Raw genomic sequence first — 23,425 nt, forward strand, 5'->3', positions numbered from 1 at the left:
CGACACTAGCGCCAGGCGAACACCGGCTGTTCCAGGTGCGCCACCCGCGTGGGGCGCCCGTGCAGCACCACCTCCCGGAACTGGTAGAGCACCGCACCGGTGGGCGCGTGCACGAACCGGCCGAACAACGGGAGCTGGATCACCGGTGCGTCGGACTCCGGGATCGTGAGGAACCGCGGCTCGATGTCGATCAGCTCCAGGGGCACGCGGTGCAGCTCGCTCACCTCGGCAGGGTTCGGCTGCAGCTCCCCGTCGGTTCCTGCCCAGAGCACCACGGGCGTGATCACGTAGCCCGACCGCGTGGGGTAGTCGTCGAGCATGCCCAGCTCGGCGTCCGCGCCCAGGACGAGCCCCAGCTCCTCCGCGAGCTCGCGCCGCGCCGCCTCCCCTGGCGACTCGCCGGGTTCGTTGCGTCCACCGGGCAACGCCCATTGGCCGGCGTGGCCCCGCAGTGTCGGCGCACGACGGGTCAGCAGGAACGACCCCGGCTCGATGATCGCGATCGCCACCGAGGCGCGTTTGAGGTCCGGCCGCTCGGCAGGACGACGGTCGAACCGGCGCAGGGCATCGACCACCCGCGAGCGCATGCTGTCCACGTCCTGATCGTGCCTCACGGAACGGTCCTGGGCAGCACGGTCAGTTGCCAGGGTTCTGCCGCGTGTAGCGATGCTTGACGCCGACGGGGAAGTACTCGGCGTCGCCCGTGGCCCGCAGCTGCACCTGAGGCAGCTGCTGGTCGGCAGGCACGTAGTGGGCGTACTCGCTGTTGCGCCGCTGGAGCTGATGCCGGACGGACTCGGCCACGTCGAACGAGAAGGCATCCGTGTCGACCGTGCGGCCGGGGGCGAGCTCGACGGTGATCCGCAGCCGGCGGTTCCGGTCCTCGTCCTCGATCGTTTCCAGGACGAACTTGCCCGTGACCTGCTCGCTGATCACCGGCTGCTCGAGCGCTACGGCAACGTTCTCCGGGTAGACGTTCGCCCCGAAGAACGAGACGGCGAACAGCGACCGTCCGAAGACGTAGACGAAGGGCAGCGCAGGACCGGGCACCGGCTCGAACCCGTGGCGCACACAGACGTCGAGCAACTCCCGATGCGGGAGCACGCCGCCCTCGTCGGCGATGTGGTAGCGGATCAACGGGATGCCACTGTCACCGGAGAAGAGCAGGGTGCCGTCCTGCGCCTCGAAGAACCTGCTGCCGGGGTCGTACTGGACCAGCGTGGGCAGCCGGAGATCCCCGAACAGCTCACTCGCCAGCTCGGGACGCCCGGCCAGGAAGCGGCGGATCGACACCGACAGCGGAGTCTCGTTGCCGAGCACGCCGGCGTCGGCGGTGCCGTAGAGCGAGGCCGAGTCGGTCACGGGGTTCGCCATCCCGGCGCGCCGCGCGACGAGGTCGCGCCACTCCTCGCTGAACACCTCGCCCGCGAGAACGAGCTTGATGGCGTAGGACGACCAGTCGAGGCCCTCGGCCACTCCGGTGTCGATCACGTCCTTCACGAACGGCGGATAGCCGAGCAGGACGACCTGGTCGAAGTGCGGCCCGAGCTCCGGTAGGACGCGCAGGATCTCGCCCTTGTTGTTGCCCGGCGCGACCACCGTGATCGGGTAGCCCTTGGCCGCGAGGTGCCGCACACACGAGGCGGTGAACAAGCCGCCCACCCAGGTGCCCAGCGGGAAGCACACCACGGCGAGCGTGCTGCGGCCGGCCGCGCCGAACCCGTCGCGAAAGATCTGTTCGAACCGGCGGGCGATGTGCAGCTCGTCGACGAGCGACCGCGGCCAGATCGTCGGGCGGCCGGTCGAGCCGGAGGACACCGCGATCATGTCGCTGTCGTCGATCCGGCCGTGCCGGCACAGCCGGGGCAGCGGATGGCGCCGGAGGTAGGTGTCCTTGGTCATCAACGGGAGACCGCGGAAGTCGCCGAGGGAGCGGATCGAGTCGGGGTCGACCTCGTGGTCCCGCAGGAACTCCCGGTAGGCCGGCACCGAGCCCGCCACGTCGTGGAAGAGCCTCAGGACCCGCTCCTCGCCGCCGGAATCCGCACCGTCGAAGAACTCCCTGTAGGCGGCGAGAACATCGGCTGGTCGCTCGTCGAGCATCTGCCGAGATTAGCGATCCCGGTCGGCTAGGCTGCCACCGGTTGTAGGACAGTCTGATGATCGGACATGGAGGTCGAATTGATCGATCCGGCTGTGCTCGCTCCCGCGCGAGAAGTTCTGTCGGTGAAGTACGCGGAGCGCCGCGTCCGCCGCAGCGACGTGTTCCACGACTACGCCTCGTACGGCGTCCCCGACGGCTGGCTCGAGATGGACTACAACTTCTGGGTCATCCACGGCGACGACGGGATCACTCTCGTCGACACCGGCTACGACGTCGTGGCGCGCGACTGGCTGGGCGAGGTTCCGGTCACCTCGCCTCCGGAGTGCCTCGAACTGCTGCAGATCGATCCCGCTTCGGTCGCGCGGGTGGTCACCAGCCACTTCCACTACGACCACATCGGCCACCTGGGGCTGTTCCCCACGGCCGAGGTGGTCTCGGGCGGCCGCGAGTACGACTACTGGTTCGGCAAGCGCGCCTCCGGCGCCCTGAACGGCGAGTTCACCACGGAGGCCGACCTCGCCGTCGTGCAACGGGCCGAGGACGAGGGCCGACTCCGTCTGGTGCGCGAACCCGCCGCCGTCGCCCCCTCGATCGCGGTACATCCGGTGGGAGGCCATTGCCCGGGCGAGTTGGTCGTCACCGTGCAGACGGCGAACGGCCCGCTCGTACTGGCGTCGGACGCCGCACACTTCTACGAGCAGATCGAGCACGGCTGGCCGTTCTTCGCCTTCACCGACATCGACGAGATGCGCGACGGCCTGGCGCTGATCAACCGGATGGGCAAGGAGTTCGGAGCCACGATCGTGCCGGGCCACGACGCCCGCACGCGCGAGCGCTTCCCCACGGCGCCCGGAGCCGCCGGCAAGGTTGCTGTCGTACTGGCGTGATCCCGGAGGATCAGGACCCGTTGCGGACGGGGTCGGCGTCGGTGGCGACTCCGGACCCCGGCCGCAGCGGGGGCCCCTCACGAGTGCCGGACGGGCGGGGCGCAGGCCAGTCCGGATCGTCCGAGCGGCTCCGCGACCGTGCCGTGCGCACCGGATCGGTCTCGGGCCGCAGGATGGACCGCACGATCAGCACGCACAGCAGCACGACCATGGCGTCGCGGAGGACGACCGCGCCGAGGAACCAGTCCGGCGGCAGCCCCTTCTGCGCTGGGGTCAGGTAGTAGAACATCCGCGGCACCCAGACCAGGGCGTCGATCAGCATCCACGCCATCAGCAGCCGCCAGCGCGGTAGTGCGAGCACGGCGAGCGGCACCAACCAGAGCGAGTACTGCGGGCTCCACACCTTGTTCACCAGCAGGAACGCCGCCACCACCAGGAAGCCGAGCGACGCGAGCCGCGGCGGCTGCGGCGCCCGCCACGCCAGCACCGCCAATCCCGCACAGCACACCACGAACAGCGATGCGCTCACGGTGTTGAGCACCACCGCGGCCTGACCGGGCTCCAGCGGACCGTCGAAACCCGGCCAGCCCGTGAAGTAGGAGACGACGAAGTAGAGCGAGTCGGGGTCGGCGGGCCGCGTCTGGTTGAGCCGGAAGAACTCCCACCAGCCCGGCGTGAAGGCCACCGCGACCGGGATGTTCACCACCAACCACGTGACGACGGCCGCGGCCACCGTGCGCACACCCGTGGGCAGGTCGTGGCGGCGCCACGCGACCAGAACGACCGGGAGGAGCAACAACAGCGGATAGGCCTTGAACGCCCCGCCCAGTCCGATGAGCACCCCGGCCAGCACCGGGCGCCGCCGGGCCAGCGCGAGGAAGGCGGCCGTGGCGCACGCGACGGCGAGCGTGTCGAAGTTGGTGAACGCGTGCACGATGACCAGCGGCGACAACGCGACGAGCGCGGCGTCCCACGGACGCGCGGTCCGCAGCATCCGCACCGCCCACACCACCACGAGCCAGGCCATGGCGAGCCAGGCCGCTGAGATGTCGAAGTACACGACGACGGGCAGGGCCGTCGGTAGTGCCGGAACCTGCTGCACCAGCCAGAGCCAGCCATCGGCGAGGCGGGCGTTGGCGTACTGGAAGAAGCCCGTGAGGACCGGGTACTCCATGTAGCGGACCTGCTCGTCGGGCGTGCCCGCACCCTCCACCCACGAGTCCCGGTACGGCAGCGCCCCGCTGTCGAGGCCCTCCACGCCGTACAGCGGGACAGTGTCGGAGTAGCACATCGCCACGTACTGGCGGCCGTTGCGCCAGTCGAGCATCACCCCGCCGTCGGCGGATGGACCCTGCTGCAGGCACGGGGCCTTGCCCAGCCAGCCCAGCGCCAACACCATCACCGCGAGGAGCAGCACGACGCGCAGCGGCGTCCAGAACGAGCTGCGTCCGATCAGCGCGTGGCGGCCCAGCGGACCGCCGACGATCCGGCTCGCGGAGGCCGCGAGCGGTTCGGTCCAGGTGGGCACCACGCGGGACAGAGTGGGCGGCCCCGCCCCGCGCCCTGCCCTGCTCACCCCGCTGGGCCGGACTGCGGCGCGAACCCGGCCGTGTCGTCAGTCGGTGTCGCGCACCCTTTCGCGCCGCGCCCGGTCATCAGTCGTTGTTCCCGTTGCGGTTATCGGAGTTGTTGTTGTCGTTCCCTGAGTCGCTGTTGTCGTTGCCATTGTTGCTGTTGCCGTTGCCGTTGTCGCTGCCGAAGAGGCCGCCGTCTCCGAACCCGGAGTCCGACTCGTCGTCGGAGTTGCCGTTCGAGTCGTCATCCGAGTTGCCCCGGCCGTTGCCGTTCCCGCGACCACGGCCGTCGTTCTCGTCCGAGCCGTCCCCGGGCGTACCGGAGGGGGACAGCGAGCCGGACGGGTTCGGGTTGAGCGCCGGGTCGGCGGCCGGCGGCACGCCCATGGGCACGAACTTGGAGAACTGCTCCTTGGGCGTGCCCCGGAGGGCGTTGTTCATGAACTCCTGCCAGATCGACCCGGGGAGCATGCGCCCGAAGATCGGCTGGCCTGCCGAGTTCTTGATCGGGTCGCTGAGGTCGCTGCCGACCCACACGGCGGTGGAGATCGACGGCGTGTAGCCGACCGTCCACGCGTCCTTGTTCTGGTTGGTCTTGTTCAGCTGCACGGTGCCGGTCTTGCTCGCGACGGGCCTGCCGTCGGACAGCGCGATGCGGGAACTGCTCGCGACGTCGATCATCGACTCGGTGACGTTGCGCGCCACCTGCTGAGGGATCGCCTGCTCACCGGCGGCATCACCGCGGTCGAAGAGCACCCGACCGTCGGCGGCGACCACCTTCGAGACGATGTAGGGCTCGTGCCGCTCCCCGTCGTCGGCGAACGTCGCGAACGCGGATGCCATGTCGACGGGGTGGACCTCCGAGTCACCGAGGGCGATACCACCCCGGGCCGCGAGCTCCACGTCGGACGGGATACCGGCCTGGTGCGCGGCATCGGCCACGCGCTGCGTACCGACGTCGACAGCCATCCGGTAGAAGATCGTGTTGATCGACTTCGTCATGGCCGTCTGCACTGTGCAGCTGTCGCAGTTGAAGCCTTCCGAGTTGCTGACGGACTGGCCCTCGAACACCTGCGGCGACGAGCCGTCGTACAGGGAGCCGAGCCCGATGCCCTCGTTGCTCTGCAGAGCGGCGGCCAGCACGAACGGCTTGAACGACGACCCGGGCTGACGCATCGCGTTGGCGTAGTCGGTGCCGAGGCCGTTGGCTCCGCCGTAGTAGGCGAGGATCGCGCCTGTCTTCGGGTCGACCGACACCAGCGCGGTGCGCAGGTTGTCGGGCTGGCCCTTCATCACCTTCTTGATCGCGTCGACGGCCTGCGCCTGCCGCTGCTGCTGCACGGTGGTGGTGATCGTCAGACCCTCGGTGTCGATCTGGTCCTGCGTGATCCCCTTGGTCGCGAGCTCCTGCACCGCCTTCTCGTAGATGTGGTAGCGATCGTCGCTCGGCATGCCGCCGGACGAGGGCGGCTCGGGAAGCCAGTTGGTGGGGAACGTCTGCTGCGCGCGCTCGGCCGGCGAGAGCCATCCGTTCTCGACCATGCGATCGAGCGAGACGGTCCATCGGCTCTTGGAGTTGTCGAGGTTCTTCGCCGGGTCCCAGTTGGACGGCGACTGGATGATGCCGGCGATCATCGCGCTCTCGGAGACCGTCAGCTGGCCGACGTCCTTGTTGAAGTACGCCTTCGCCGCGGCCTGGATGCCGTAGGCGCCCCTGCCCAGGTAGATCGTGTTGAGGTAGTTCTCGAGGATCTGGTCCTTCGTCTGCTCGCGGGAGATCTTCACCGCGAGGACGACCTCCTTGTACTTGCGCCACAGCGAGTTCTCGTCGTGTCCGCTGGACACCTTGATGTACTGCTGCGTGATCGTCGAACCGCCACCGATACCCCCGGTGACCTGGTTGTACACCGCTCGCATGATGCCGGTGATGTCGAAGCCAGGGTTGGAGTAGAAGGTGTTGTCCTCCGTGGCCACCACGGCCTGGCGCGTCTGCAGGGGCACCTTGTCCAGGGTGATCCTGACCCTGTTGACGTTCTCCGGGCGGACGGTGGCCAGCGGCTGGTCGTCGGCGAACGTGAACGTGGCGACCTGGGTGAGCGCCGCTTCGTCCGAACTGGGCACCGGGAAGATCATCCAGCCGATGACGAAGGCGAGTAGCGGCCCGATCACCGCCAGACCGAGGAGGACGTAGAGGATCCGTCGCACCCGCTGCCACGGACTGCCCTTGCGGGCCGGCTTCTGCGGCATCCCGGGAGCGCCGGAGACCACCTCTGTGCGCTCGGCGACGGCCAGCGCGCCCTCCCGCGCCACCGATGTGGCACCGGTCTCGTCGTGGGTGAGCAGCGGCATGTCGCCGGAGCTGTACGGCGGCCGCTGCGCACCGCCCTGCTGCGTGACCGGCGGACCGTCCGCGCGGTAGCGCTGCGGGGGAACACGACCGTTGCCGGGTGCACCGGGCGGCACGGGCGGGCCGCCGCGGCCGCGCGCGCCCGGAGGCGGCGCAGCCGGATACGGCTGCCCGGGACGGTGGGGTGGAGGCGGTGCGGCCCAACCCCCGGGGGGCGGACCTGCAGGCATCGGTGGGCGCGGGGGAAGGCCGGATCGGGGACCGGGGGCGCCCGGCGGAATGCGGCCAGGGCCCCCGACCGCGCCGGGCCGGGGGTGGTACTGATCACTCACCGGTGCTCCGGGGGTTCGGGGGTGGGGAGTCGGTCACTCGGCGGCGGTCCGGCGGCGATCCGACCTGCGGCCACTGGTGTGGGGAGCATCACCAGTTCCCATGACGTACGACAGCACGAGATGGTTCCAGCTGCAGGTGCGGCAGACCTCCACTACATAAACGGAAAAATCGGCGTAGGAGTTCGACAGCTGCTCGATCTCCTCGGGCTTGCGGGCTGAGCCCGCGGCGTGCTTGAGGGCGTCGCCGAAGATCCACGAGACCTGGGTGAGCCGCTCCTTGCGGCAAACCGGGCAGGTCTGGTCGGTCGGCTCGCCGTGGAACCGGGCCGCGCGGAGCAGGTACGGGCTGGCGTCGCAGACCTCGGCAACCCCGACCCGACCGGAGTGGACCTCGGCGAGCAGCGCTCGACGCTGCAACGCGTAGTCGACCACCTGTCGCTGGGTGCGCACTCGGTCAGGGTACGCGGGCTGTCACCACCCCCGTGGAGAACGCCTCCGGACTACCCGATCAGCTGGGCAGGGTGCGGCTCGACACAGCGATCAGATGTATCGAGCCGATATAATCAACGACGCCATGGTGGCGGGAGCAGAAGGAGGGGTCGCCCGTGCTCGAACTCGCGATCCTCGGTCTACTCCACGAAGCACCGGTACACGGCTACGAGCTGCGCAAGCAGCTCGGGCTGCGGCTGGGCGGGTTCCGGGTCTTCTCCTACGGCTCGCTCTACCCCGCCTTGCGCCGCCTGACACGCGCCGGCCTGATCGTCGAGGATCCAGGCCAGCCGACTCCCGAACCGGGTGCCTGGTCGCGGCGGGCCAGACGGGTGTATCGGATCACCGCCGAGGGCAAGGAGCGACTCGCCGAGCTGCTCAGCGAGTCGGGCCCGCAGTCGTGGGACGACGAGAGCTTCGGCGTGCACCTCGCCTTCTTCTCCCGCACGCCTGCCGAGGCCCGGATGCGGATCCTCGAGGGCCGCAGGCGCGCCGTCGAGGAGCGCCGTGAGGGGCTGCGGTCGGCGTTGACCAAGGCAGGCGCGCAGATCGACCGCTACACCCGGGAGTTGCACCAGCTCGGCCTCGACTCGAGCGAGCGCGAGGTGCGCTGGCTCAACGAGCTGATCGCCACCGAGCGGGCACAACAGGAAGGTGCTACCGGCGACGAAGCCGACCATCGCCCGCAGATCGACCCAGGGACCCGTGAGCCGGGGCCTGGGCACACTGGAATATGAGGAGGAGCCGGCCATGAGTCAGGTCCGTGTCGCCGTCGTCGGCGTCGGGAACTGCGCAGCATCGCTGGTGCAGGGTGTGCACTACTACGCGGACGCCGATCCGGCCACGCGGGTCCCCGGGCTGATGCACGTCGACTTCGGCGGCTACCACGTCCGGGACGTCACCTTCGTCGCCGCGTTCGATGTCGACGCCAAGAAGGTGGGCCGCGACCTCTCCGAGGCCATCAGCGCCAGCGAGAACAACACCATCAAGATCTCGGACGTGCCACCGCTCGACGTGCCGGTCCAGCGCGGCCACACGCTCGACGGGCTGGGCCGGTTCTATCGCGAGACGATCACCGAGTCCGACGAGCAACCGGTCGACGTCGCGCAGGTGCTGCGGGACACGCAGGCCGACGTGCTCGTGTCCTACCTGCCTGTGGGAAGCGAGGCCGCCGACCGGTTCTACGCGCAGGCCGCCATCGACGCGGGCGTGGCCTTCGTCAACGCGCTGCCGGTTTTCATCGCGTCCGACCCCGTGTGGGCCGAGAAGTTCCGCGCGGCGGGCATCCCGATCGTCGGTGACGACATCAAGAGCCAGGTCGGTGCCACCATCACCCACCGGGTGCTGGCGCGGCTCTTCGAGGACCGCGGCGTGCAGCTCGACCGCACGATGCAGCTCAACGTGGGCGGGAACATGGACTTCCTGAACATGAAGGAGCTCGAGCGCCTGGAGTCCAAGAAGGTCTCCAAGACCCAGTCCGTCACGTCCCAGGTCGACCGTGACCTCGGTCGGGACAACGTCCACATCGGACCGTCCGACTACGTCGCGTGGCTCGACGACCGCAAGTGGGCCTACGTGCGGCTCGAGGGCAGGGCGTTCGGCGACGTGCCGTTGAGCCTGGAGTACAAGCTCGAGGTCTGGGACTCACCCAACTCGGCAGGCATCATCATCGACGCGGTGCGCGCCGCGAAGATCGCCAAGGACCGCGGCATCGGCGGCCCGCTGCTGTCGCCGTCGAGCTACTTCATGAAGTCGCCGCCCGAGCAGTACAGCGACGACGTGGCCCGCCAGGCCGTGGAGGAGTTCATCCGCGGCGAGCGGGAGCGCTGACCGCCCGGCGCGGGCATCCAGCAGGCTGGTTTTCCCGGCCCCGGTCGTGGGCGTTTCGCCGCGACCGGGGCCGCCTGCTGTCCGGAGTCCTTTTCATTCCATAGCGACAACCTTTTCGTTACTTACGACTCCTTCCATTCCGGAAACGAATTCACTCTTGCGTCGCAGACCCGGTCGGACTCCGGGGTCCCTACCATACTGTGACATCGATAAATACGCCGCCAATGGCGGGTATTCGCCCCGATCACGCCCGTACGCTGCTGCTCTTTCCGAGTGGAAGATCAAGTGATCTCTCTCACTGCAACCACTCCGGAAACTGAGATTTGCGTCATGACAAATTCAAGAAACGTCTTCGTAGCGTCAGCGATGGCCCTGCGAACATCGCCGCTCAACCGGAGCTGCGAGCGCCGGGTCACCGCCTGACTGGCGGGGTGCGGCACGGCCCTCGAAAGTCGAGACCTGCTGCATCCGCTCCCCTTCGGCGCCGCCTGCTCCCCCCTCGGCGGCGGACGTCAGGCGGTGCTCACCCCGAGGAACGACACCTGTGTCCAAGCACATGCCTGCCCTGGCGACCCGCTTCGCCATCACGGCTACCGCTGCCGCCGCAGCAGCTTTGGTCGGCGTTCTCCCCAACGCCACCGACACGGCAGTCCGCTCAACTCCCGAAGCAGCCGCTCCCGACGCAGCAGTCCCCGACGCAGCGGCACCCGAGGCAGCACGCACAACCCCGGCGCGTACGACACCGACCGTCGATCTGCCGGTCAGGCACGTTGCCCTGTCCGCTCCAAGCAGGGCCGGTTCGGCCGCCGTCAGCCACGCGATGAGCAAGCTCGGTGCTCCCTACCGGTGGGGCGCGGCCGGCCCCTCCGCCTTCGACTGCTCCGGCTTGGTGACCTGGGCCTACAAGAAGGTCGGCATTTCCCTGCCCCGCACCAGCCGGGCCATGTCGACGGTCGGCACGCCTGTGTCGAGGTCCGCCCTGCGTCCCGGTGACCTGGTCTTCTTCTACACACCCGTCAGCCACGTGGGCATCTACATCGGCGGCGGCAAGGTCGTGAACGCCAGCCAGCCCGGCACTCCCGTCAAGGTCTCCAACATCAGCGGCATGCCGTTCCACTCGGCTCGCCGGGTCTGACCAGGGCAGCTCCGCCCGGCCACACCTCCCCGATGGCTCCCAGGCCGGGCGGACGCTGTCACTTGTGGACGTGAGCGCGAGCTCGATCACGTTCCGCGTAGAGTGCGCGCCCGTGACGGAGCTCGACCTGCGTCCCCTCGCCCTGGTCACCGGGGCGTCCCGCGGAATCGGCGCCGCCGTGGCGAGGGCGCTCGCGCCCGGGCACGACCTGCTGCTCGGCGGCCGCGACACGGAGGCACTGCAGGCGCTCGCGGCAGAGCTGCCGGGGGCGCGCCCGTGGCCCGTCGAGCTCACCGACACCGCGGCGCTCGCCGAGGCGGCGGGCGGCGTGGAGCGGCTGGACGTCCTCGTTCACTCGGCGGGCATGAGCGCGCTCGGAACGATCGCCGAGACTCCGGTCGCGACATGGCGCCGCCAGTTCGAGGTGAACGTCGTGGCGGTGGCCGAGCTGACCAGGCTGCTGCTGCCCGCGTTGCGGGCGGCGCGGGGCCGCGTCGTGCTGCTGAACGCCGGGGTCGGCCTGAACGCCCTGCCCGGTTGGGCGTCGTACGCGGCGAGCAAGTTCGCCTTGAGGGCGTTCGCCGACGCCCTGCGGGCCGAGGAGGGGCCGAACGGCCTGCGGGTCACCTCGGTGCACCCCGGGCGGGTCGACACCGAGATGCAGCGCAGCGTCGTCGCCCAGGAGGGCGGCGAGTACCAGGCCGAGACCTATCTACGGCCCGAGTCGGTGGCCGGAGCCGTGCTGCTGGCCGTGACAGCTCCCGACGACGCCGCCCTCACCGAGCTCGTGCTGCGCCCGGCCCCCCGCTGACCCGCAACGGCGGCGCGGGAAGGCCGGCCGGCATCGTCAGAGCACCACGTTGACCAGACGACCGGGCACGACGATCACCTTGCGCGGCTCCTGGCCGCCGAGCATCGCCGCCACCTTCTCGTCGGCCAGCGCAGCGGCCTTCACCGTGTCGGTGTCCGCGTCGGCGGGCACGGTGACGCGGGATCGCACCTTGCCGTTGACCTGGATCGGGTACTCGACGCTGTCGGCCACCAGATAGCGCTCATCGGCCACCGGGAACGGGCCGTGGGCGAGCGAGCCCTCGTGGCCGAGACGCGACCACAGCTCCTCGGCCACGTGCGGCGTCAGCGGGGCCATCATCAGCACTAGCGCTTCGGCCACGCTGCGCGGCACCCCGGTGCCGGCGTAGGCCTTGGTCAGGTGGTTGTTCAGCTCGATCAGCTTGGCCGCGGCCGTGTTGTAGTGCAGCGCCGCGAAGTCGACGTGCACGCCTGAGATCGCGCGGTGCAGCAGGCGCAGCGTGGTCTCGTCGGGCTCCTGGTCGGTGACGCGGAGCTCGCCCGTGCGCTCGTCCACCAGGTTGCGCCACACGCGCTGCAGGAACCGCTGCGACCCCACGACGTCGCGTGTGGACCACGGACGGGACACGTCCATCGGACCGGTCGACATCTCGTACAGGCGGAACGTGTCGGCGCCGTAGCGCTCGCACATCTCGTCGGGGGTCACCACGTTGCGCAGCGACTTGCCCATCTTCCCGTACTCGCGGCGGACGGTCTGGTCCTTCCACGAGTACCCGACCGATCCGTCGGCCGCGGTCACCTCGACCACCTCCTCCGCCGGCACGTACGCGCCGCGGGCGTCGGTGTAGGCGAACGCCTGGATGTAGCCCTGGTTGAACAGACGCCGGAACGGCTCCTCGGACGACACCTGGCCCAGGTCGTACAGCACCTTGTGCCAGAACCGGGCGTACAGCAGGTGCAGCACCGCGTGCTCGACACCGCCGACGTACAGGTCGACGCCACCAGGGTCGGACGGGCCGCGGGACGGGTCCTTGCCCAGCCAGTACTGCTCGACCTCGGCATCGACGAACCGCTCGCTGTTCTCGGGGTCCAGGTAGCGGATGTAGTACCAGCAGGAGCCCGCCCACTGCGGCATCGTGTTGGTCTCGCGGCGATAGTGCTGCGGACCCCGGCCGGTGCCCAGGTCCAGCTCCGCCTCCACCCACTCGCTCGCGCGCGACAGGGGCGGCTCCGGCTCGGTGTCGGCGTCGTCCGGGTCGTAGGTCTTCGGTGAGTAGTCGTCGATCTCCGGCAGCTCGACCGGCAGCTGGTCGTCCGGCAGCGGGACGGGCAGGCCGTCCTCGTCCCAGACGATCGGGAACGGCTCGCCCCAGTAACGCTGCCGGGAGAACAGCCAGTCGCGCAGCTTGTACTGGACGACCGGCGAACCGGCCGAGCGAGCGGCCAGCCATTCCGTGATCGCGCGCTTGGCCTCGGCGACCCCCAGCCCGTTCAGGCTGATCTCGTCGTTGGCCGAGTTGATCGCCGGACCGTCGCCGATGTAGGCCTCGCCGTCCCAGCCCTCGCTCGGCTGCACGGTGCGCACGATCGGCAGGCCGAACGCCGTGGCGAAGTCCCAGTCGCGCTGGTCCTGGGCGGGCACGGCCATGATGGCGCCGGTGCCGTAGCCCATCAGCACGTAGTCGGCGACGAAGACCGGGATCGCCTGCCCGTTGACGGGGTTGGTGGCGTACGCGCCGGTGAAGACGCCGGTCTTCTCCCGGTTCTCCTGCCGGTCCAGCTCCGACTTGCGGGCCGCCGCGCTGCGGTAGCCGGCCACGGCCTCGCGCGGGGTGGCCGCACCGGCGGTCCAGCGCGCGTCGACGTCCGCGGGCCAGGCGTCGGGGACGATCTCGTCGACCAGCGGGTGCTCGGGCGCGAGCACCATGTACGTGGCGCCGAACAGTGTGTCGGGGCGGGTGGTGAAGACCTCGATCGGCGTGTCGACGCCGGTGACCGGGAAGCGGACCTGCGCACCCTCGGAACGGCCGATCCAGTTGCGCTGCATCGCCTTGACCGAGTCGGGCCAGTCCAGCCGGTCCAGGTCGGCCGCCAGCCGGTCGGCATAGGCAGTGATCCGCATCATCCACTGCTTCAGGTTGCGGCGGAACACGGGGAAGTTGCCCCGCTCGCTGCGCCCGTCGGCGGTGACCTCCTCGTTGGCCAGCACCGTGCCCAGGCCCGGACACCAGTTCACCGGCGCCTCGGAGATGTAGGCCAGCCGCTGGGAGTCGATGATGCGGCGCTGCTCCGCAGAGGTCAGCTCGTTCCAGCCACGGCCGTCCGGCGTGCGCCGCAGGCCGCCCGCGAACTCCGCCTCCAGCTCGGCGATGGGCCGGGCCTTCCGCTGCTCCTCGTCGTACCAGGAGTTGTAGATCTGCAGGAAGATCCACTGTGTCCAGCGGTAGAACTCGACATCGGTGGTGGCCACCGAGCGGCGCTCGTCGTGGCCGAGGCCCAGCCGGCGCAGCTGCGCCTTGTACCGCTGGATGTTCTCCTCAGTGGTCTTGCGCGGGTGGGTGCCCGTCTGCACCGCGTACTGCTCGGCGGGCAGGCCGAAGGCGTCGAAACCCATCGCGTGCAGCACGGTGCGGCCGGTCATCCGCAGGTAGCGCCCCAGCACGTCCGTGCCGATGAAGCCGAGCGGGTGGCCGACGTGCAGCCCGGACCCGGAGGGGTACGGAAACATGTCGAGCAGGTAGACCTTGTCGCCTTCCGTGGCGGACGGGTCGGCCCAGGGACCCGACGGGTTGGGCGCGTGAAAGGTGCCCTCGCGCTCCCACCGCTCCTGCCAGCGATCCTCGATCTGCGCGGCCAGTACCGCGTTGTACCGGTAGGGCAGCTCAGCGTCGTCGGCCGGGCCGTCGGCGCGCTCCGGTGCCACTGCGGTCGTGTCCGTGCTCATGTCCCCACTCCTGGGAGGTCTCTAATCGGCCCGAAAACCAGAAGACCCCCCTGCCGCTCGGGCATGAGGGGTCGGCCGCGCCGGGTACTGAGACTGCGACGCGGCCTAGACAAGAAGTCGCTGGGCCACGTCTCAAGGGTAGCTCCGCTGGCTGCGGGCTCGCTTCCGGGTTCACCTACGCTGGTCGATGTGCCGCTGTCACTGCGTCTGGTCCTGGGTTCGCTGCTCGTGCTCGCAGGCGTCGCACTCCTTGCCGTCGCGGTGCTCGGGGCCCGAGGGCGGCTGCGCCGCAACGCCTGGGTAGGGGTCCGGACGGCCACCACACTGCGGTCGGACCACGCGTTCGCCGTCGGCAACGCGGCGGCGGCGGTGCCGGCCGGTGCCGCGGGCGTGGTGGCCCTCGCCGGCGGGGCGGCGCTGCTGGCCGGTCCCGGCGGTGCGCTGGGCTGGGTCGTGCTCGCCGTGGCAGTGGTCGGGATGCTCGGCCTCGCGGGCGTCGCCGGGATGGTGGGAAACCGCGCCGCGAGCGCCGTGACACTGCCACCGCCCGGGCCCGTCTGCTCGGGCTCGTGCGCGGGATGCGATCTCGTGGCCGGCTGCCGCGACGCGGCCACATCGCTCCCGGCCGGATCCGAGCGCGGCTGATCCCTTCGGGGTCAGTTGTGCCGGACGTCGGCGGGGTACGTCGCGAGCAACGAGAGCGGCATGCCCTGACGGCGCAGCACGTGACCCCAGAGCGCGTCGTTCTCGGAGATGACGTCGTCGGGCAGCGCGGGCACGACGATCCAGTCGCCGCGCTCGATCTCCCCGGCGAGCTGACCTGCGTCCCAGCCCGAGTAGCCGGCGAACACCCGCATGCCGCGCAAGCTCGGGGCGATCACGGCGGGGTCGGTGTCCAGGTCGACCAGCACTATCGGGCCCCGCACCCGTACCAACCCCTCCACGGCGGTCGGGTCGTAACCGGTGCGCACGGCGCCGAGACAGAGTGCGGTCTCGCCCTCCACCGGGCCGCCCACGAACACCGAGCGCGGCTCCGCGGAGAGCGCAGCCCATGCCGGCAGGACGTCGCGCACCGTCACCTCGCTCGGACGGTTCAGCACGACGCCGAGGCTGCCCCGCTCCCGGTGCTCGATCATGAAGATCACAGTGCGGAGGAAGTTGGGGTCGAGCAGGCCCGGCGCGGCGACGAGCAGGCTGCCCGGCGCCGGCTCGGACCCGGAGGAATTGCCAGAGCCGGAGCGGTCGTCCACCACAGGTTCCATCGTTGCATCCGACGGGCCGCGTAGCCTTCGCCCGTGCCGACATCGGGACCGACACCGCCCGTCGCCGTGGGGACGCCCGCCACGGCGAAGAGCGAGCGGCTGGGTTTCGTCCGGCTTGTCCGGACGCGCGGGCTCCGGCGTCTGCTCGCAGTGCGCTTCGCCACACAGTGGGCCGACGGCGTGTTCCAGGCCGCTCTGGGCGGAGCTGTGCTGTTCAACCCCGAGCGGCAGGCCGACCCACTCGCCGTCGCGGCCGGTCTGGCCGTGCTCCTGCTGCCCTACTCGCTGATCGGTCCGTTCGCTGGGGCGCTGCTCGACCGCTGGGACCGCAAGCGCGTGCTGATGGGGGCCAACCTCGTCCGGGCGGTGCTCATCGTGGTCGTCGCCGCCGTCGTCTTCGCCGGCATCACGGGGCCGGCCCTCTACCTGGCCGCCCTCGCCGTGGCGGGGGTCAGCCGGTTCGTCAACTCCGGCCTGTCGGTGGCGCTGCCGCACGTCGTCGAGCGCCGTCACCTCGTCGAGGCGAACACGTTCGCGGTCACCGTGGGCGCCGCCATGACCGCGATCGGCGGAGCCTGCGCCATCGGGCTCCGCGAGATCGTCGGGCCCGACGACACGGGCTCGGCCATCACCACCACGGTCGCCGTCGCGGGATCGCTGCTCGCCGCCGCGCTGGCCTCCAGGTTCCGGCGTGGTGCTCTCGGCCCCGACCGCACCGACCCGGCCCGCCGCACGGCCGTCACGGTGCTGCACGGGCTCGCCGACGGAGCACGCGCCACCGCCGCCACCCCCTCGGTGGCCGCTTCCTTCCTGGCGTTGGCGGCCCACCGGTTCTCGGTCGGCATCACGACCCTGCTCACGCTGCTGCTGTTCCGGTACTCCTTCATCGACAGTGGACCGTTCCGGGCCGGGCTCGCGGGCATCGGGGAGGCCGTCCTGCTCGCTGCGGCGGGCCTCGGCGTCGCGGCGCTGATCGCGCCGTGGATGGTGCGGCGCTGGGGACGTCCCCGCACGATCCGCGTGGCGTTGATCGTCGCCACGCTCACCCAGCTCGCACTTGCCGCGTTGCTGTCCATGCCCGCCGTCCTGGCCGCGGCGTTCGTGCTCGGCGCCACGGGTCAGATCGTCAAGCTGTGCACCGACGCCGCCGTTCAGAGCGAGGCCGGCGACGGGGTGCTCGGGCGGGTCTTCGCCCTCTACGACGTCGTCTTCAACGTCGGGTACGTGCTGGCCGTGGCCGCGGCTGCACTGCTCAGCCCACCCAACGGCTACGCCCCGTGGCTACTGGCGGCGGCGGCAGTCCTCTACGTGCTCGGCCTCCTGGCGCACGACCAGCAGATGCGCCGCACCCGCCGCACCTGAGAGGTACTCAGCCGAGACCGTTCTCGGCGGCCCAGGCGCGCAGCGCGGCCTCCGCCTCCTCGCGCGACACCGGTCCGCGCTCCATGCGCAGCGCGAGCAGGTGCTTGTAGGCCTTGCCGACGAGCGGGCCCGGGGGGATGCCGAGCAGCTCCATGATTGCGTTGCCGTCCAGGTCCGGCCGGATGGCGTCGAGCTCCTCCTGCTGGCGCAGCTGCGCGATCCGGTCCTCGAGCGAGTCGTAGCTGCGCTGCAGCGCGGCAGCACGGCGCCGGTTGCGGGTGGTCGAGTCGGAGCGCACGAGCTTGTGGAGGCGGTCGAGCAGGGGACCGGCATCCGCGACGTAGCGCCGCACCGCACTGTCGGTCCACTCGCCGCTGCCGTAGCCATGGAAGCGCAGGTGCAGGAACACCAACTGGGCGACGTCGTCGATGATCGACTTCGGGTAGCGCAGCTCGCGCAGCCGCCGCCGCACCATCTTCGCCCCGACCACCTCGTGGTGATGGAAGCTGACCCGCCCGTCCGACTCCTTGCGGCGCGTGTCGGGCTTGCCGATGTCGTGCAGCAGCGCGGCGAGGCGGAGCACGAGGTCGGGGCTGCCGGGCTCCTCCCGGTCGATCGCCTGCTCCAGCACCACCAACGAATGCGTGTAGACGTCCTTGTGCTGCATGTGCTCGTCGATGGCCAGGCGCATCGCAGGCACCTCCGGCAGCACCTGCTCGGCGAGGCCCGTGTCGACCATCAACTCGATCGCGCGGCGCGGATGCGTGCCGCAGATCAGCTTGGTCAGCTCGACCTGGACACGCTCGCGCGTGATCCGGGAGAGCTCGCCCGCCATCGCCGTCATCGCCGCGACCACCCGCGGCGCGGGTGACAGGCCCAGCTGGGAGACGAACCGCGCGGCGCGCAGCATCCGCAGCGGGTCGTCGGCAAAGGACTCCTCGGGGGTGGCCGGCGTGTCGAGGACACCGGCCGCGAGCGCCGCCAGGCCGCCGTGCGGATCGACGAACCGGCGCTCGTCCGCGGTGAGCTCCACGGCCATCGCGTTGACGGTGAAGTCGCGTCGGACGAGGTCGTCCTCGATGCTGTCGCCGAAGGCCACGATCGGGTTGCGCGTGACCCGGTCGTAGGCGTCCGCGCGGAACGTGGTGATCTCGACGGTGCTGCCGTGGCGGCGTGCACCGACCGTGCCGAAGGCGATGCCGGTGTCCCAGACCGCCTCGGCCCAGCCGGAGAGGATCTCGAGAATCGCGTCGGGCCGCGCGTCGGTGGTGAAGTCGAGGTCCCCGGACTCACGACCGAGCAAGGCGTCGCGAACGCTGCCGCCGACGAGGTAGAGCCGGTGCCCCGCCAGGGCGAAGCGGCCGGCGAGCTCCTCGGCGACGGCCCCGATCTGCACCATCTCCACGACCGCATTCTCCTGGGCGCGCACAAGATCAGGGGGAACGGCGCCGGGCGCCAGGGCTGCTGCGGACACGGCGGGCCAGTGTAGGCGTCCCCATTACGAGCAGCGACGAGGATGCTGCACTCGAAGCGCTGGCCGGGCACCGGAACCGGTCTGGTCGATACGATCGCCGCATGTCCACATCCCGCGGCCGTTCCGGGGGGCGCCGAGCGAGCCGCCCCACGGACCGGAGGCGGCGGTTGCGGACTGTCGACGAGACGTCGGCCGGGGGACTGGTCGTGGACCCTGCGTCGGGCACGGCCGCGGTGATCGGACGCCTGGACCGGCGAGGACGTCTGTTGTGGTCGTTGCCGAAAGGCCATATCGAAGCCGGTGAGACGGCCGAGGAGGCGGCGGTGAGAGAGGTCGAGGAGGAGACCGGCATCATCGGCCGCGTGGTCGCACCACTGGGCACCATCGACTTCTGGTTCGTCGCCGAGGATCGGCGCGTGCACAAGACCGTGCATCATTTTCTGCTGCGCGCACTCGGCGGCGAGCTCTCGGACTCCGACGTCGAGGTCTCCGAGGTGGCCTGGGTGCCACTCCACGAGCTCGAGTCACGCTTGGCCTACGCCGACGAGCGCCGTTTGATCAGACGGGCCACGGAGCTGTTGGAGGAGACGGCGTGAAACGGATCGCGACCCTGGTCGCGATACCGGTTCGGGTAGCCACAGCGCTGGCGCTGACGGGGCTGATACTGGCAGGCCTGACTTTCATCGGGCTGCTACCCGGCGCCCCGGGAGCCACGGCCGCGAACGCCGCGCCGAGTCCGGCCGCATCGTTGCCGGAGCCGTTCCAGCAGGGGCCGGACGACACAGCAGGCCCGCTCCGGCTGGACCTGACGCAGCTCTCTCCGCGTGTCGTCACCTCGACCGGGCCGTCCACGCTCACATTTAGCGGCACATTGACGAATACCGGCGACCAGCCCATCGACGACCTGGTGATCCGGATGCAGCGCGGCAACGCGCTGCAGACCGAGGGCGCGCTGCGCGACGCGCTGGACGGCGACGGGAGAGCCGACGCCATCACCCCGCAGTTCACGCCCATCCCCGGGGAGCTCGCACCACGGGGTCAGATGCCGGTCCGGCTCACCGTTCCGCTCCGCGGCGCACCCGACTCGTCTCTCGCGCTCGCCGAGACCGGAGTGCACGAGCTGCTCGTCAACGTCAACGGGGTGCCGAGCGACGGCAGGCGGGCACGGTTGGCCGCGGTGCGGATGTTGCTGCCGGTGTTGTCACTGCCACCTGGCCCGGGCCGGGCCGGACCCGTAGTGGCGCCCCCGCCGCCTCCTGCCACGCCGTTCTCCATGCTGTTCCCGATCACCGACACGCCGCGGCGGGTCTCGACCGTCCCGGGCGAGCCCACGCTGCTCACCGACGACGACCTCGCCGCGTCGATGGCTCCCAGCGGACGACTCGGCAGCCTCGTCGCCGCGCTCGCCGCGGACGCGCCCCCCGGCTCCCGGGTGCGGGCTGCCACCTGTCTGGCCATCGACCCCGACCTGGTGGAGACCGCGTCCCTGATGCGCGCGGGCTACCAGGTCCAGCAACCCGGCGGTGGCCCGCCCGTGCCGGGCACCGGCGCCGCGGTGGCCGGGCAGTGGCTGGACAGTCTCGCGGCGGTGGCCAAGGGCGGCTGCGTGATAGCGCTGCCCTACGCCGACGCAGATCTCGTCGCTCTGACGAGAGGTGGCCTCGGGCAGCTCGCGGCCCAGACCATCCGGGACGGTCGCCAGATCCTCTCCGACGTCCTCGACGCCCCCGTCACACCCGGGGTGACCTGGCCGGTCGGAGGGGTCGCCGACGACGCCACTCTCGACGAGATCGCGTCGGCCGACGGTCGCTCGGTGCTGCTGTCCGCGGACGGCGTCGACCAGGGCCGCGTGCAGCGCCACAGCGGTGTCGTACCCCTTGTGGGCGGACGCCTGCCACAGTTCGCGGTGCTGACCGACCCGCTGCTCACCCGTGCAGCCGCCGGGCCCAGCGCCGCATCGGGTCCGGATCCCAGCACCGGTGGAGCGGTGGCATCGTCCACTCCCGCCGGGACGGTCGGCGCGCTGTCCACTCAGGACCTGATCGGCGCGCTCGTCTTCCGTATCGAGGCCGGCCCGATCGCCGGTGGTCCGACCGCCCCGGCGGGCCCCCTCGTTCTCGCACCCCCGCACCAGTGGGCGGTGGAGGGGAACGGTGCCGCCGCCCTGCTGACCACGGTCAACCAGTTGATCGGGGAGGGCCGGATCGTGCCCACCGCGCTCGACGGGGTTCTCGCGGCCGGCCCGTCCGCCGGTACGGCCCCGTTGGCCCCTGCCTACCCGTTGCGCTCGGGCGGTCAGGAGACACCCACCAGTGCGGTCGACATCGTCCGGAAGACGGAGCAGGAGATCGAGGACCTGAGTTCCGCGGCCGTCCCGGACTCGGGTGTAGGTGCCACGCCGGAGGAGGCGTTCGGTCCACTGCGACGCGGCCTCGCGCGGCCCGTCTCAGCAGCATGGCGCGGGCGGCCTGCCGAGGCGGTCGCCGCAGCGAGCGCTGCGGCAGCGCGGGTGGCGGATCTGCGTGCCTCGGTGCGAGTGCTCGAGCCGCCCAGCCCGTACTCGCTCGGGACGTCGGACGCCCCGATCCTGATCACCGTGGCCAACGGGCTGCCGGTCACGGTCGAGGTCAACGTCCAGATCCTGCCCTCCGCAGGCCTGCGGGTGGCGCCGATCCCGCCGCAGCAGGTGCCACCGCTGGGGCGCCGCCAGATCCGGGTCAGTGCCGAGGTGACCCGCTCGGGCCAGTTCATCGTCCAGGCGGCCGTGCGCACCCCGAACGGGGAACTGCTCGGACCACCGAGCCGCCTGCGCGTGCGCTCCACCGCTTACGGCACCATCACCGTGTGGCTGACGGCGAGCGCGGGGGCACTGCTCGTGGTGCTGGCGGTCCGCCGGGTACTCCGACGGGTCCGCGGCGAACCGGCGCGGACCGCCCAGGTCGGTCCGGCGACGGGCCCCCTGCCGGGTTCCCCGGACCAGGCGGTGCCCCTCAGCCCGGAGCACCCCGGCCCAGGCCCGGCCGGCCATGGCCCGGTCCCGCCGGCGGCGAAGACCGGCGACCCGTTCCCGGACCCCCTCCAGCCCACCGACCGCCTCCCGGTGGCCCGTCGCCGGCCGGACGGGCCGCCCCGGCCCCCTGGCAGGGGGCCCCAGCCGCCGCCCCGCGTCCCGAGCCCATGAGCGGTCCCGCACCGGACGACAGCCCGACGGAGCAGTTGGTCGTCGTGCCGCGCAAGGAGCAGTCGCTCGGGCGCTCGAGCAGCCTGATGGCGGTGGCCAGCCTGGTCAGCCGGATCACCGGTTTCCTGCGCCAGGTGGCGCTGTTCACCGTGCTGGGCGACACGATCCTCAACGACTCGTACACGATCTCGAACACGCTGCCGAACATCGTCTACGAGTTCCTGATCGGCGGCGTGCTGTCCAGCGTGATGATCCCGCTGCTGGTACGCGCCCAGACCGAGGACCGCGACGGCGGCGAGACCTACACCCGCAGGCTGCTCACGCTCGCGGGGATCGCGCTGCTGATCGCGACCGCAGCCGGGATGCTCGCCGCACCGCTGCTCACCCGGCTCTACCTCGGTAGCCACACCACCGGCACGGCCGATCCCCAGCTCGCCACCGTGCTGGCCTACCTCCTGCTCCCACAGGTCTTCTTCTACGGCATGGGCGCCCTGCTGGGCGCGATCCTCAACAGCCGTGGTGCCTTCGGCGCCTTCGCCTGGGCCCCGGTGCTCAACAACATCGTCGTCATCGGGGTCGTCGGGGTCTACCTGCTGGTTCCCGACAGCGCCCGGCTCCTCGTGCTGGGCCTGGGCACCACGCTCGGGATCGTCGTGCAGACCGTGGTGCTGATCCCGGCGGTGCGCCGGGCCGGCTTCCGCTACCGCCCTGTCTGGGGCTGGGACCCTCGGCTCACCACTGCGGGCGGCCTCGCGGTGTGGGTTGCGGCGTACGTGCTCATCGGACAGGTCGGGCTCGTCCTCACCACACGCGTGGCCGCGTCGTCGGCCGCCGGGTCGGTCACGATCTACTCCTACGCGTGGCTGCTGCTCCAGGTGCCCTACGGCGTGCTCGGCGTCTCGCTGCTGACGGCGCTGATGCCCCGGATGAGCCGTGCGGCGGCCGAGGGCCGCAACGCGGACGTCGTTTCGGACCTGTCGCTGGGCAGCAGGCTCTCGGCCGTCCTGCTCGTGCCGGTGTCGGCGCTGCTGACGATCTTCGGCTCGCAGGTCGGCGTCGCCTTGTTCGGACTTCGGGAGGCGAACCTCGACGGCGCCGCCCAGCTGGGCGCGACGCTCGCCGTGTCAGCCTTCGGGCTGCTGCCGTACGCGGTCACGATGCTGCAGCTGCGGGTGTTCTACGCGCTCACCGACAGCCGCACCCCCACGCTCATCCAGCTGTTCACCGTCGCGGTGAAGGTTCCGCTGCTGCTGGTGTGCCCGCTCCTGCTGCCGGCCGAGGACGTCGTGCTGGGGTTGGCCGCCGCCAACGCGGTGTCCTTCCTCGCCGGTGCGGTGGTCGGCCAGATGCTGCTGCGACGCAGGATGGGGCGGATTCCCACCGGGGAGGTGCTCTCCTGCGTCGGACGCACACTCGTCGCCTCGATCGTCGGCGGATTGGTCGCCTTCGGAGCGATCACCCTGCTCGACGGGGCGCTCGGCGTCCTCTCGACTCTGGGGAGGGCGTGGATCGAACTCGCGGTCGCAACCGTCATCATGGGAGTGATCACCCTCATCGCGATGAAGCTGCTGCGAGTTCGCGAAATCGACACAGCACTCGGACGCCTCGAACGGCTCGTCGACCGGCGCAAACCTCGGCGCGGCACCACCCGCTGACGTACTCTTCAACAGGGGCGGGAGTGGTTTCGCAGTGTG

Annotated in this window: 18 protein-coding genes; 10 read left to right on the plus strand and 8 right to left on the minus strand. The window is 70.8% G+C overall.

What is annotated here, in order from left to right:
• Positions 1-5: 5 nt before the first annotated feature.
• Positions 6-587, minus strand: coding sequence for an NUDIX hydrolase (locus ACQPZQ_RS45170; RefSeq protein ID WP_433299698.1), 582 nt, complete (start codon positions 585-587; stop codon positions 6-8).
• 49 nt (positions 588-636) lie between these two features.
• The gene (locus ACQPZQ_RS45175) at positions 637-2,103 is read right to left on the minus strand and encodes a phenylacetate--CoA ligase family protein (RefSeq protein WP_433290635.1); all 1,467 of its coding nucleotides are present in this window, start codon (positions 2,101-2,103) and stop codon (positions 637-639) included.
• A 66-nt stretch (positions 2,104-2,169) separates the two neighbouring features.
• On the opposite strand from ACQPZQ_RS45175, the gene ACQPZQ_RS45180 reads away from it, so the two are divergent.
• Positions 2,170-2,991, plus strand: a complete 822-nt coding sequence (locus tag ACQPZQ_RS45180; RefSeq protein WP_433290637.1) for an N-acyl homoserine lactonase family protein — start codon at positions 2,170-2,172, stop codon at positions 2,989-2,991.
• Positions 2,992-3,001: 10 nt separating this feature from the next.
• Here ACQPZQ_RS45180 and ACQPZQ_RS45185 read toward each other — a convergent pair whose 3' ends face one another.
• The 3 genes from ACQPZQ_RS45185 to ACQPZQ_RS45195 all read right to left on the minus strand — a co-directional run bounded on the left by ACQPZQ_RS45185 (position 3,002) and on the right by ACQPZQ_RS45195 (position 7,694).
• Positions 3,002-4,522: a glycosyltransferase family 87 protein gene (locus ACQPZQ_RS45185; RefSeq protein WP_433290639.1), complete on the minus strand. Its 1,521-nt coding sequence runs from the start codon at positions 4,520-4,522 to the stop codon at positions 3,002-3,004.
• A gap of 124 nt (positions 4,523-4,646) precedes the next feature.
• Positions 4,647-7,028 carry a transglycosylase domain-containing protein gene (locus tag ACQPZQ_RS45190; protein WP_433290641.1) on the minus strand — a complete coding sequence of 794 codons (2,382 nt, stop codon included), beginning with the start codon at positions 7,026-7,028 and terminating at the stop codon, positions 4,647-4,649.
• A gap of 249 nt (positions 7,029-7,277) precedes the next feature.
• Positions 7,278-7,694, minus strand: coding sequence for a DUF5318 domain-containing protein (locus tag ACQPZQ_RS45195; RefSeq protein ID WP_241036552.1), 417 nt, complete (start codon positions 7,692-7,694; stop codon positions 7,278-7,280).
• A 155-nt stretch (positions 7,695-7,849) separates the two neighbouring features.
• Between ACQPZQ_RS45195 and ACQPZQ_RS45200 the strand changes: the two genes are divergently transcribed.
• The 4 genes from ACQPZQ_RS45200 to ACQPZQ_RS45215 all read left to right on the plus strand — a co-directional run bounded on the left by ACQPZQ_RS45200 (position 7,850) and on the right by ACQPZQ_RS45215 (position 11,509).
• A complete protein-coding gene (locus ACQPZQ_RS45200; RefSeq protein ID WP_241036551.1) occupies positions 7,850-8,470 on the plus strand; it encodes a PadR family transcriptional regulator in 621 nt (206 codons plus the stop codon).
• Between the two features lie 13 nt (positions 8,471-8,483).
• A complete protein-coding gene (locus tag ACQPZQ_RS45205) occupies positions 8,484-9,563 on the plus strand; it encodes an inositol-3-phosphate synthase (protein ID WP_433290644.1) in 1,080 nt (359 codons plus the stop codon).
• A 544-nt stretch (positions 9,564-10,107) separates the two neighbouring features.
• Complete coding sequence (locus tag ACQPZQ_RS45210) at positions 10,108-10,698, plus strand: C40 family peptidase (protein WP_433290646.1); 591 nt, start codon at positions 10,108-10,110, stop codon at positions 10,696-10,698.
• A gap of 112 nt (positions 10,699-10,810) precedes the next feature.
• Entirely contained in the window at positions 10,811-11,509 is a 699-nt protein-coding gene (locus ACQPZQ_RS45215; protein ID WP_344720367.1) for an SDR family oxidoreductase, read from the plus strand.
• A gap of 36 nt (positions 11,510-11,545) precedes the next feature.
• On the opposite strand, the gene leuS is transcribed toward ACQPZQ_RS45215, so the two are convergent.
• On the minus strand, positions 11,546-14,452 hold the full coding sequence (leuS, locus tag ACQPZQ_RS45220; protein WP_433290648.1) for a leucine--tRNA ligase: 2,907 nt from the start codon (positions 14,450-14,452) through the stop codon (positions 11,546-11,548).
• Positions 14,453-14,641: 189 nt separating this feature from the next.
• On the opposite strand from leuS, the gene ACQPZQ_RS45225 reads away from it, so the two are divergent.
• Positions 14,642-15,097, plus strand: a complete 456-nt coding sequence (locus ACQPZQ_RS45225) for an SdpI family protein (protein ID WP_433290650.1) — start codon at positions 14,642-14,644, stop codon at positions 15,095-15,097.
• A gap of 11 nt (positions 15,098-15,108) precedes the next feature.
• Here ACQPZQ_RS45225 and ACQPZQ_RS45230 read toward each other — a convergent pair whose 3' ends face one another.
• Positions 15,109-15,714: a YqgE/AlgH family protein gene (locus ACQPZQ_RS45230; protein WP_433290652.1), complete on the minus strand. Its 606-nt coding sequence runs from the start codon at positions 15,712-15,714 to the stop codon at positions 15,109-15,111.
• Positions 15,715-15,747: 33 nt separating this feature from the next.
• On the opposite strand from ACQPZQ_RS45230, the gene ACQPZQ_RS45235 reads away from it, so the two are divergent.
• Positions 15,748-17,076, plus strand: a complete 1,329-nt coding sequence (locus ACQPZQ_RS45235) for an MFS transporter (RefSeq protein ID WP_433290654.1) — start codon at positions 15,748-15,750, stop codon at positions 17,074-17,076.
• A gap of 7 nt (positions 17,077-17,083) precedes the next feature.
• Here the strand turns inward: ACQPZQ_RS45235 and ACQPZQ_RS45240 are convergent, their stop codons facing one another.
• On the minus strand, positions 17,084-18,550 hold the full coding sequence (locus ACQPZQ_RS45240; protein WP_433290656.1) for a CCA tRNA nucleotidyltransferase: 1,467 nt from the start codon (positions 18,548-18,550) through the stop codon (positions 17,084-17,086).
• Positions 18,551-18,651: 101 nt separating this feature from the next.
• Here ACQPZQ_RS45240 and ACQPZQ_RS45245 point away from each other — a divergent pair, with 101 nt between their 5' ends.
• Genes ACQPZQ_RS45245 through murJ form a run of 3 tightly spaced genes read left to right on the plus strand, consistent with a single transcriptional unit; the run spans position 18,652 to position 23,386 of the window.
• Complete coding sequence (locus ACQPZQ_RS45245) at positions 18,652-19,146, plus strand: NUDIX domain-containing protein (RefSeq protein WP_241036543.1); 495 nt, start codon at positions 18,652-18,654, stop codon at positions 19,144-19,146.
• Positions 19,143-21,731: a DUF6049 family protein gene (locus ACQPZQ_RS45250; RefSeq protein WP_433290658.1), complete on the plus strand. Its 2,589-nt coding sequence runs from the start codon at positions 19,143-19,145 to the stop codon at positions 21,729-21,731. The genes ACQPZQ_RS45245 and ACQPZQ_RS45250 overlap by 4 nt, the downstream gene beginning before the upstream one ends.
• Positions 21,728-23,386 (plus strand): murein biosynthesis integral membrane protein MurJ, encoded by a 1,659-nt coding sequence (gene murJ, locus ACQPZQ_RS45255; RefSeq protein WP_433290660.1) that lies wholly within the window; start codon positions 21,728-21,730, stop codon positions 23,384-23,386. Before ACQPZQ_RS45250 ends, murJ begins: the two co-directional genes overlap by 4 nt.
• Positions 23,387-23,425 lie beyond the last annotated feature (39 nt).

It is taken from the genome of Pseudonocardia sp. CA-142604 (assembly GCF_050948475.1).
GTDB classification, from domain to species: domain Bacteria; phylum Actinomycetota; class Actinomycetes; order Mycobacteriales; family Pseudonocardiaceae; genus Pseudonocardia; species Pseudonocardia alaniniphila.

Excerpts from the sequence above, each read along its gene's own strand:
- ACQPZQ_RS45175 (WP_433290635.1), bottom strand. The coding sequence starts at position 2,103 with ATGCTCGACGAGCGACCAGCCGATGTTCTCGCCGCCTACAGGGAGTTC.
- leuS (WP_433290648.1), bottom strand. The coding sequence starts at position 14,452 with ATGAGCACGGACACGACCGCAGTGGCACCGGAGCGCGCCGACGGCCCG.
- ACQPZQ_RS45230 (WP_433290652.1), bottom strand. The coding sequence starts at position 15,714 with ATGGAACCTGTGGTGGACGACCGCTCCGGCTCTGGCAATTCCTCCGGG.
- ACQPZQ_RS45170 (WP_433299698.1), bottom strand. The coding sequence starts at position 587 with ATGCGCTCGCGGGTGGTCGATGCCCTGCGCCGGTTCGACCGTCGTCCT.
- ACQPZQ_RS45180 (WP_433290637.1), top strand. The coding sequence starts at position 2,170 with ATGGAGGTCGAATTGATCGATCCGGCTGTGCTCGCTCCCGCGCGAGAA.
- murJ (WP_433290660.1), top strand. The coding sequence starts at position 21,728 with ATGAGCGGTCCCGCACCGGACGACAGCCCGACGGAGCAGTTGGTCGTC.
- ACQPZQ_RS45245 (WP_241036543.1), top strand. The coding sequence starts at position 18,652 with ATGTCCACATCCCGCGGCCGTTCCGGGGGGCGCCGAGCGAGCCGCCCC.
- ACQPZQ_RS45205 (WP_433290644.1), top strand. The coding sequence starts at position 8,484 with ATGAGTCAGGTCCGTGTCGCCGTCGTCGGCGTCGGGAACTGCGCAGCA.